Genomic DNA, 10116 nt, shown 5'->3' with positions numbered 1-10116 from the left:
CAGCCAGGCGGCAACCAGGCCCAGGCCGGCAATCAGCAGGCCCATCAGTGTCATGCCCAGCGCATCGGCCTCGCGCTGGTCCTGCATCTGTGCCTTCAAGTCGTGCAGGCCGGCCATCACGGCGCTCTCGGGCAAACGGATCATCAGTACCCAGGGCGTACCGACATCGCCGATGGAGAATGGCCAGTAGAGTTCGATCATGCCTTGGTCTTCGTCGAACTGATACGTCACTTCTCCGTCATGCGCACGGGTGAGATGGGCGAGCATCGTGTCGCTAATCACATCGCCGGCCAAGCGACCCAACGCTTCGGTATTCCCTGTATAGGCGGAAACAACGCCGCGCGATGCCACCAAGGCCATTTCCCCCGCCCCGTCATACAATGTCCGGTTGGCATCGCCCAAGATCTGTTGAATGAAATCCACGGAAATATCGACACCGGCAACACCCCGGAACTCACCATCGACGAGAATGGGGGCATTGAACGACGTAACCAGTAGCGTCTCGCCGTTATAATCATAAAAATGTGGGTCGATGATGCAGGCGCGAAGCGTTTCCTTGACGCAAAGGTAGTATTCGCCCTTGCGGATCCCTAGCGCATCGCGCTCTTGGCTTTCCATGCCACTACCCAGTGGCAATACTTCAATACTGCCGTTTGCCGTGCGGTACCACCAAGGCATAAAGCGACCGCTGCCGTCATAACCCTCGTCCTTCTTTCCGGCAAACACGGCATCGCTACCGAACGCATTAGGCTCCCAGCCGATAAAGGCATCCAGCAGATCGGGGTTTTCGACTACGGTCTGGCGGGCCAGGCTCGACATCTCTTCACGCCTGAGAGCCTGCGGTGAGGCGTCGTTCTCGTCTCGCTTTCCCATCAAGGCATTTGTCATCGCCAAGCTGCGTGCCAACGTCAGGGCTTGCTCCAACTTACGCTGGATATCCCCCGCCTGGTCGGCAGCCAACGTCAGCATACGTTTCTCGATATTGCTCTCGAGCAATGCCGTGGTCTGGCTTTCCACCAGCGCCTGGGAGCGTGAGTTGGCGAATAACGAGTAGGCAATCAAGACACCGATGACGACCAGAATACAGGTGCCAACCAAGAGGGTGATGAAAGTTCGCAATGACTTGAAATGCATCATGTCACTCCTCCTCACCCAAGGTATCTGAGCATGCGACCACTGGCCGTGGCCGCAACCACTCGAGCATGGCGTCATTGTTGCGAGGCTCCCTATCGAGCGTACTCGCAACGATGTTCGCACCGGCGCTTCGAGTGCGAAGGGAAATAATAATCGGCATGGGGTGTGTACTCGATCCGGGTAGATTGGGTTTGTAGTTAGATTGAGTCCGTGCGTGTCAGGAGAAAGCACAAGAGTGTTATCGCCCTTTTTCAATAAAACTTAAGAAAGTTAGCCCGTTCCATACTTATGAAAACTAACACTCGCTAAATATTAACAAGCGAAGTTGAGTTCAAATAAGCATACATTTAAACGTTTGTAATACCTACCACCCCTAATAAAGAAGGCCGCACACAGTGCGGCCAATACTCAACTTCATTTATGCCAGCGCAAGATGAGACGAATTCGTCACTATCACCTTGGCTCTGTAGCGGACTGGGGCAATGCCGTCGATGCTGGAGCGGTCAGCGCCATATCGGTGTATTGTCCATTTCGGGGCGCCAGGGTGAAGGCGCCGACGACCCGGGTCAGCCTCACCGCCTGTTCCTCGAGCCGGCCGGCTGCTGCCGTGGATTCCTCGACCAGCGCGGCGTTCTGCTGGGTCATGCGATCCAGCTCGGCAACGGCCTGGTTGACCTGGCCAATGCCCTGGCTCTGCTCTTTGGTGGCGGCACTGATCTCGCCGAGCACATCGGAGACCCGCGCCACGCTGGCGACGATCTCGTCCATGGTCTCCCCGGCACGGCGTACCAGTGCCGCACCGGCACGGGTCTTGGCCGCCGACGTATCGATCAGTTCCTTGATCTGACGCGCGGCATCGGCGCTGCGGCTGGCCAGTTGGCGCACCTCGCCGGCGACCACCGCGAAACCGCGCCCCTGTTCGCCGGCACGCGCGGCTTCCACCGAGGCGTTGAGCGCCAGCAGGTTGGTCTGGAAGGCGATGCCATCCATCAGCGTGACGATCTCGGCGATCTGGCGGGACGAGGCATCGATGTCGTCCATGGTGTTCACGACCTGCGACACCACCTCGCCGCCGCGCGAGGCAACTTCCGAGGCCGACTGCGACAACTGGTTGGCCTGGCGCGTCGATTCGGCGGTGTGCTCGACGGTGCTGGTCAGCTGCTCCATCGAGGCCGAGGTTTCCTGCAGGTTAGAGGCCGCCGTCTCGGTACGCGACGACAGGTCCTGGCTGCCCTGGGTAATCTCGCCTGCCGCCACGCTGACCGATTCGCTGCTGTCGCGCACGTCGAGCAGCACGTCGTTCATCTTGTCGGCGAAGGCATTGAACTGCAGGGCCAGTTCGGCGCTCTCGTTGCGTCCACGCACCGGCAGGCGCTGGGTCAGGTCGCCGTTGCCGCTGGCGATGTCACGCATGCGCTCGGCCAGTTGGCGCAGCGGACGCGCGATGCTGCCCCCCACCAGCCAGGCGGCAACCAGGCCCAGGCCGGCAATCAGCAGGCCCATCAGTGTCATGCCCAACGTATCGGTCTCGCGCTGGTCCTGCATCTGTGCCTGCAGGCCATGCAGCCCGGCCATCACGGCGCTCTCGGGCAAACGGATCATCAGCACCCAGGGCGTGCCGACATCGCCGATGGAGAATGGCCAGTAGAGTTCGAGCATGCCCGTTTCGCTGTCGACATGCCGTACCATCTCGCCACTCTGCGCCTCGGTGATACGCGCCTGCAGAGCGGCACCGAACGCTTCGCCCATGGGCTTGCCGAGCAACGACTCATCCCCGGTAAAGGACGTCACGCCGCCCCGTGAGGCGATCAGGGCCATCTCACCTGCACCGTCGTAAAGCGACTGGTTGGCCTCGCCGAGCATGGCCTGGATGAAGTCGACGGACAGGTCGACCCCGGCGCTGCCCCGGAACTCGCCATCAACGATGACCGGCACGTTGAAGGACGTGACCATCAACGTCTCGCCGTTATAGTCGTAGGGCGCCGGATCGATGATACAGGGGGCGAGCGTCTCACGCGGGCACAGGTAGTATTCGCCCTCGCGCACCCCGCTGGGCTGCAGGGACTCGCTTTCCATGGTCTCGCCGAGTGGCAGCACTTCCACCTCGCCGCTATCGGTGCGGTACCACCAGGGCATGAAACGACCATCTTCGCCATAACCGAGCCCATCGCGACCGGCATAGAACGCATCGCTCCCGAAGGCATCGGGCTCCCAGCCGATAAAAGCGTCCAGCAGTTCGGGGTTGGCGTCCACGGTCTGGCGCACCAGATAGGACAGCTGACGACGGCTCATGCTCAGCAGGGAGCGGTCTTCCTCGTCACGCAGGCCCAGCATGGCGTTGGTCTCGGCCAGGTTCTCGGCCAGCGTCAGGGCATGCTCCATCTGACCCTGGATGCGCTCGGCCTGCGCCGAGGCAACCGCAGTGAGGCGGGCCTCGATATTGCGCTCGAGCAGCTCCTGGGTCTGGCTTTCCACCAGCGCCTGGGAGCGCGAGTTGGCGATCAACGAATAGATGACCAGTGCGGCGACAACAGCCAGGATACAGGCGCCGACCAGAGTGGTAACGAACGTGCGCAGGGACTTGAAGCGCATCTTATTCCTCCTGCGTAACTGCCTGGCGTGACGATGCCAGCAGCGGGGGTTGCGGCCGTTCGGCCGTGCGTGACAGGGTGAAGGCACCGACAGCGCGGGTCAGGCGCACCGCCTGCTCCTGGAGCTGGTCGGCGGCGGCAGCGGATTGCTCGACCAGCGCGGCGTTCTGCTGGGTCATGCGATCCAGCTCGGCCACCGCCTGGTTGACCTGTCCGATACCCTGACTCTGTTCCCGGGTGGCGGCGCCGATCTCGCCGAGCACGTCGGTGACCCGCGCCACGCTGGCGACGATCTCGTCCATGGTCTCGCCCGCGGCACGTACCAGCTCGGCGCCGGCGCGGGTCTTGGTGGTGGATGTCTCGATCAGTTCCTTGATCTGGCGCGCGGCATCGGCGCTGCGGCTGGCCAACTGACGCACCTCGCCGGCGACTACCGCGAAGCCACGACCCTGCTCGCCGGCACGCGCGGCCTCCACCGAAGCATTAAGCGCCAGCAGGTTGGTCTGGAAAGCGATGCCATCCATCACCGAGACGATCTCGGCGATCTGGCGTGACGAGGCATCGATGTCATCCATGGTGTGCACTACCTGCGACACCACCTCGCCACCACGCGAGGCGACTTCCGAGGCCGACAGTGACAGTTGGTTGGCCTGGCGCGCCGAATCGGCAGTATGCTCGACGGTGCTGGTCAGTTGCTCCATCGAGGCAGAGGTTTCCTGCAGGTTGGAGGCGGTGGTCTCGGTGCGCGACGACAGGTCCTGGCTGCCCTGGGCGATCTCGCTGGAGGCCACGCTGACCGAATCGCTGCTGTCGCGGATGGTGATCAGCACGCGTTCCATCTTGTCGACGAAGCGATTGAAGGCATCGGCAATCTGCGCCACCTCGTCGCGTCCGCTGGCCGAGAGACGACGGGTCAGGTCACCGCTGCCGCTGGCGATGTTCTCTAGCGCGTCGCGCACCCGCTCCAGGCCGCCGAAGGCGCGCTTGAGCCACAGGCCGAGCAGGACGGAAGCGACCAGCGTGACCAGCACCAAGGTGATCAGGGACGACTGGATGATGGCCCGGAGGCCAGCCAGCGCTTCGCCTTCATCGAGTGCCACACCCAGCTCCCAGTCGGCTCCGGCAATGGGCATCACCGTCAGGCGAGCGTCCTGTTCAGCGATACTGATGCCCTGCCAGCCGCCGGCATTACGCAGGGCAGTGATCAGTGCCTCGTCCAGGGACGAGCTCAGCCGGGTCAAAGGCTCGAGCGTCAGCTTGGGGTCAGGATGGGCGATGATGGTTTCCCCACCGGTGCTCAGGAACGCGAAGCTCGACGGTGTCGGCTGGATGGCGGCGACATCCTTGACAATAGTATCGATGACGACATCGCCACCGATGACACCTAGCAGCTTTCCATCTTTCTCGACGGGTGTCGAAAACGGCAGAACGATCTGCCCCGAATTGCCGTCCACATAGGGTTTCGCGACAACAGTTTCGCCCTGCTCGACCGCTTGCTGGTACCAACCCCGCTGGCGTGGATCGTAGTCGGCTGGCGGCACCCAGCCGTCGGAAGTGATCAGGCTACCGTCGGGCTTGCCGATATAAGTCGACAGGAAGCCACCCGACTCGGCCAGCTGTACCAACGCCGGCACGGGATCGTCGCCGGTCACATGGCCACGCGCGGCATCGATCATGCTGCGCCGCGAAGCGACCCACTCTTCGATGGCCTTGGCATTGCCTTTCGCGACGGCCGTGAGGTTCTTCTCGATGGCCACCTCATAGTGGGATTCCACGGTGAAATAGCCCACGCCGGCTACCAGCGCCATGGCAACGGCAATGATGACCACACAGGCCACCTGGATACGGCGTTTCAGGGAGGACAGCATGCTTATCGTTCTCGGTCGTCGAAGGATTGAATATTCTTGGCGCCAAGCAGGGGCGCTGAGCTCTGAGGCGTTATCGACGACTGTCAAGAAAACTTTAGGGTAAGACAGACATTTCTGTTGCAGGTCAATGCAATAACAGAATTATTTGCGGCAAAGCTAATGTTGCCCGCAACGAACCGTTAGCGCCTGAGCGGTTAGACGACGAAACGACAAGGAAGGGAAGAATCGGGCCGCAATGGCTGCGGCCCGGAAGGAAACAAGAATCAGAGGTTACGCAACTTGTCGGCAAGCTCGTGTGCGGAATCCTTGGACACGTCCTTGTCCACCGCCTTGACGATCATGCCACGAGTCATGCTATCCAGCTTTTCGCGCAGGTTACCCAGGAACTTGGGGGCCGCGAACACCACGAAGCTGTCCGTCTGGTTTTGGGTACGCGCCTTGCGCATGTACTCGGCGACTTCCTTGGCGAAAGCCAGCGACTCGTTCTGCATGGTCGTAACGGACTTGTCGGACTGACGGTTTCCCTGACCTGCCGAGTCATCGACTCCGCCTTTGCCACCGGTACGCAAGTCACCGGCATGCTCGCGGCTCTCCGCATGCACCAGGCTGTCGATCTCGTTGATGTCGCCGTTCTTCTCCTGAGTGAATATCCGCGCCCGGGCAGCATCCGCGGCAATGATGTAGCGCTTCATAACACCTCCTTTGCAATCATCGTCACGCCCTTCGGCGCACACTTCCATTTCACTGGGGGCTTGCCCCCTGCACCCTGATCGACAGGTCTCGACATGGCGCATGTCACCAAGCATGGGCGATGACGGCGTACGACACAAATCGCACATCGCCACCACTATCTCCTACCTGTCTCACGGCCCGCTGGTCGGCTTGCCGGTGTAGTCCGACACCGGCTTGTCCACCGGTTTGTCGAGCCGCTCGGCAAATGCCTTGAGCCCGTCGATGAGGGGCAGGATGGCGTGCCAGAGCTGCTCGTCGTGGAGCATCTTGTAGGCACCGCCGACCCCCGGTGAATCGTGGCCGTCCCGCTCGGGATGATGCTGGCTGATACGCTCCACGGCGTCGCGTAGCGCAAAGCATATGCGGTAGAAGTCACTGGGTTCGATGCGCGACAGCACCATGCCCAGAACCGACAGGTTCTGGACTGCGTTGAGCGTGCCGGGCTTGCCGAGCCCATTGACCAGTACCTGGGCAATTTCGGTATTGGCTCCCACCACATCGTTGGCAAAGCGCAACACGCCATGCTCGTGCAACGTCTGCAGCAGTCGCTCCAGCTCTTCGTGGGCATCCGGGCCGATCTTGGGCGGCGTCACGTCATGAGAAATTCGTTCTGCCATTACATTTTCCTCGGATTGGAGACATGTCCGGGCGGTGCCACGTAGTCACTCCGGGCCCACTTGACCTCCACCTCGACGCCCTTGCGCGGCGTGCGGTGGCCATAGCGGAAATTGTTGTGCTTGAGCGGCGGCGCGCCTTTTTCCCTGGGCAATACCTCGAGCCTGACCGCGGTTTCCTTGTAGGCAGGGGTGTCCACGTCGGGGTCGTGATGCTCGCCGGTCAGGGCATTGACCCCGGGCTTGCCCTGGTGGATCGGCAGGAACAGGGTATGGCCACTGATCCGGTCGGTAATCAACGCACGCACCTCGATGCTGTCGCGCCGCGAGGTCAGCTTGACCCAAGTGCCCTCCTCAATGCCGTACTCGGCGGCCAGCTCGGGGCTGACCTCGACGAACCAGCCCGGTGCCTCTTCCCAGATGCGCGGCCCACGGCCGGTCTGGTTGGTGGCCTGGAAGTGCTCGAGCATGCGCCCGTTATCCATCGACAGCGGATACTCGTCGTCGGGCGCTTCCTCCGGCTCCTGCCATTCCAACGGGTGCAGATTGGCCTTGCCGTCCTCGTTGGGAAAACCGTCGGTATACAGCAGCGGCGAATCGCTGCCGTCGGCCTTGACCGGCCATTGCAGCGATTTCCAGCCGGCAAGGCGCTCGTAGGTCACGCCAGCGAACATCGGCGAGATGCGGGCGCATTCCTCCATGATCTGCGATGGGTGGGTGTAGCCCCAGTTATGCCCCATGCGCGCTGCCAGGTCAGTGAGAATACGCCAGTCAGGGCGGCTGTCGCCGAGCGGCGGAAGCACCTCGTAGAAGCGCTGGATACGTCGCTCGGTATTGACGAAGGAGCCCTCCTTCTCGACGCTGGGCGTGCCCGGCAACACCACGTCGGCGAACTCGGCAGTGCGGCTCAGGAAGATGTCCTGAACGACCAGGAAATCCAGATCGGTGAATGCCGAATGCACGTTGCCGCTGTCGGCATCGGAGAAGGCGGTTTCCTCGCCGATGATGTACATCGCCTTGAGTCGGTCCTCGGCGGCGGCCTGAACCATCAGGAAGTTGCCCTCACCGACCTTGTCGGAGAGCTGTTCCTTGGGCACACCCCAGCCCTTGGCCCAGCGTTCACGGGCCGAATCCTCGGAGACCTTCTCGTAGCCGGGGTACATGTTGCGCAGGCAGCCGAAGTCGCTGGCGCCCTGGACATTGTTGTGACCGCGCATCGGATAGCCGCCGGTACCCGGCTTGCCGTAGTTGCCGGTCACCACCAGCAGGTTTGACAGCGCCGTACTGGTGTCCGAGCCGTGGCTGTGCTGGGTGATGCCCATTGCCCACAGCAGGCTCACGCTCTTAGCCTGGCCAATCATCTCGGCTGCTTCGATCAACTCCTGCCTGGAAAGGCCGGTCTTCTGCTCGGCGAACTCGAGCGTGAACGGCTCCAGCGACTTACGGTACTCGTCGACCTTGTTGACCCACTCATCGAGGAAGGCCTGGTCGGCGTAGCCATGCTCGAACATGTAGCGCGACAGCGCCGAGGCCCAGATCAGGTCGGTGCTGGCGTTGGGGCGCAGGTACAGGTCGGCGCGCTCGGCCATCTCGTGCTTGCGCGGGTCGACGACGATGACCTTCTGGCCGCGCAGCTTCTGCGCGGCCTTGATGCGCGAGGCGATGACCGGGTGGTTCTCGGCGGTATTGCTGCCGACAATGACCACCACCTCGGCCTTTTCGATGTCCTCGATGGAACCGGCATCGCCACCATAGCCGACGGTACGAAACAGCCCCTTGGTCGCCGGGTTCTGGCAGTAGCGCGACGAGTTATCGACGTTGTTGGTACCCACGATCAGGCGCGCGATCTTCTGGGTCAGGTAGGCTTCCTCGTTGCTCGCCTTGCTCGAGCCGATGAAGCCCAGGCTGTCCGGCCCGTACTTGTCACGGGTCTCGATCAGCCGGCGGGCGACCAGGTCAAGCGCCTCGTCCCAGCCGGCCTCACGGAAACGCCCGTTCTCGCGGATCAGCGGCATGGTCAGGCGCTGTTCGCTATTGACGAAATCCCAGGCGAACTTGCCCTTGATGCAGGTCGAGATGCCGTTGGCCGGTGCATCGACGACGGGCTGCACCTTCAGGATGTGCCGGTCGCGGGTCCACATCTCGAAGGAACAACCCACACCGCAGTAAGTGCACACTGTCTTGGTGCGCTTGATCTCCGGCTGGCGCCAGTGCATGTCCATCATAGACAGGCCGGTCACCGGCGTGGCTCCGGTGGTGGTCTCGAGGGTCTTGATGATGTCGATCATCGGCCGCTTGAGCGACTGCGGCATCGAGGTAAACGGCCCGGCATCCGGCTGCATGGTGTTTTCCATCAGCGCGTTGCAGGGGCAGACCGTGACGCAGTGGCCACAATGCACGCAACTGGAGTCGTCGATGTTCTTGCCGCCGTCCCACAGCACGCGCGGGTTGTCCATTGAGTAGTCGATGGACAGCGTCTCGTTGACTTCGACATTCTGGCAGGCTTCCACGCAACGCCCGCACAGGATGCACTGGTCGGGATCGTAGGTGTAGAACGGGCTCGAGGTGTCCTTCTCGTAGGGTTTGCGCTGGAACTCATAGCGCTGGATGGGGATCTGCATCTCCGCCATGGTGTTGTGCAGGGTGCAATCGCCGGTATTGTTCTCGCATACCGTGCAGTAGAGTTCGTGCTTGCTCAGCAGGCGATCCATGCCCTCGTGGCGGGCGGAGACGGCAAACTCGCTCTGGCTGGTGACCGTCAGCCCCTCGCGGGCTTTCAGCGTGCAGCCGCGCTTGAGTTCGCCATCGACCTCGACCCAGCACGAGTCGCAGGTTTCCAGCGGGCCCAGTGAGGGGTGGTAACAGACGTGGGGCAGGTCGATGCCATGTGTCTCGAGAAAATCGACCAGCGGCATGTCCGCCCTGCCCGACAGGCGCTTGCCGTCGAAGACGATCGTGCAGTCGCTATCCTTGGCCATGGGATGGTTGGCTCCTCATCGGGGCCCGCCGGTCACGGGGGCGAGCCGATTATTCCTTCACTTCGGTCGGTAGGACCGACGCCCTGGTGACAGAGCCTGGGACGCGCTTTATCGCTTTTAGAACCCACGGGAAGAGACGACACACCGATGAGCGACGCTCAGCGGGGGCTGTCAAGGACGATGCTCAGGACATGCCGCA

The 10116-nt window shown here is 62.1% G+C and carries 6 protein-coding genes; all 6 read right to left on the bottom strand.

What is annotated here, in order from left to right:
• The coding region (locus tag BM194_RS20905) for a cache domain-containing protein (RefSeq protein ID WP_244890921.1) at positions 1-1134 on the bottom strand (1134 nt) is incomplete at its 3' end.
• Positions 1135-1587: 453 nt separating this feature from the next.
• Complete coding sequence (locus BM194_RS08660) at positions 1588-3726, bottom strand: methyl-accepting chemotaxis protein (RefSeq protein WP_244890918.1); 2139 nt, start codon at positions 3724-3726, stop codon at positions 1588-1590.
• Between the two features lies 1 nt (position 3727).
• A complete protein-coding gene (locus BM194_RS08655) occupies positions 3728-5593 on the bottom strand; it encodes a methyl-accepting chemotaxis protein (RefSeq protein ID WP_092845762.1) in 1866 nt (621 codons plus the stop codon).
• 263 nt (positions 5594-5856) lie between these two features.
• Positions 5857-6285, bottom strand: coding sequence for a host attachment protein (locus tag BM194_RS08650; RefSeq protein WP_092845760.1), 429 nt, complete (start codon positions 6283-6285; stop codon positions 5857-5859).
• 171 nt (positions 6286-6456) lie between these two features.
• Positions 6457-6942 carry a helical membrane plugin domain-containing protein gene (locus tag BM194_RS08645; RefSeq protein ID WP_092845758.1) on the bottom strand — a complete coding sequence of 162 codons (486 nt, stop codon included), beginning with the start codon at positions 6940-6942 and terminating at the stop codon, positions 6457-6459.
• Positions 6942-9917 carry a formate dehydrogenase subunit alpha gene (fdhF, locus tag BM194_RS08640; protein WP_092845755.1) on the bottom strand — a complete coding sequence of 992 codons (2976 nt, stop codon included), beginning with the start codon at positions 9915-9917 and terminating at the stop codon, positions 6942-6944. Before fdhF ends, BM194_RS08645 begins: the two co-directional genes overlap by 1 nt.
• Positions 9918-10116 lie beyond the last annotated feature (199 nt).

Origin of the sequence: Modicisalibacter xianhensis, assembly GCF_900113605.1 — a bacterium.
Classification (GTDB): domain Bacteria; phylum Pseudomonadota; class Gammaproteobacteria; order Pseudomonadales; family Halomonadaceae; genus Modicisalibacter; species Modicisalibacter xianhensis.
This window is presented reverse-complemented; position numbering and strand designations above follow the sequence as displayed.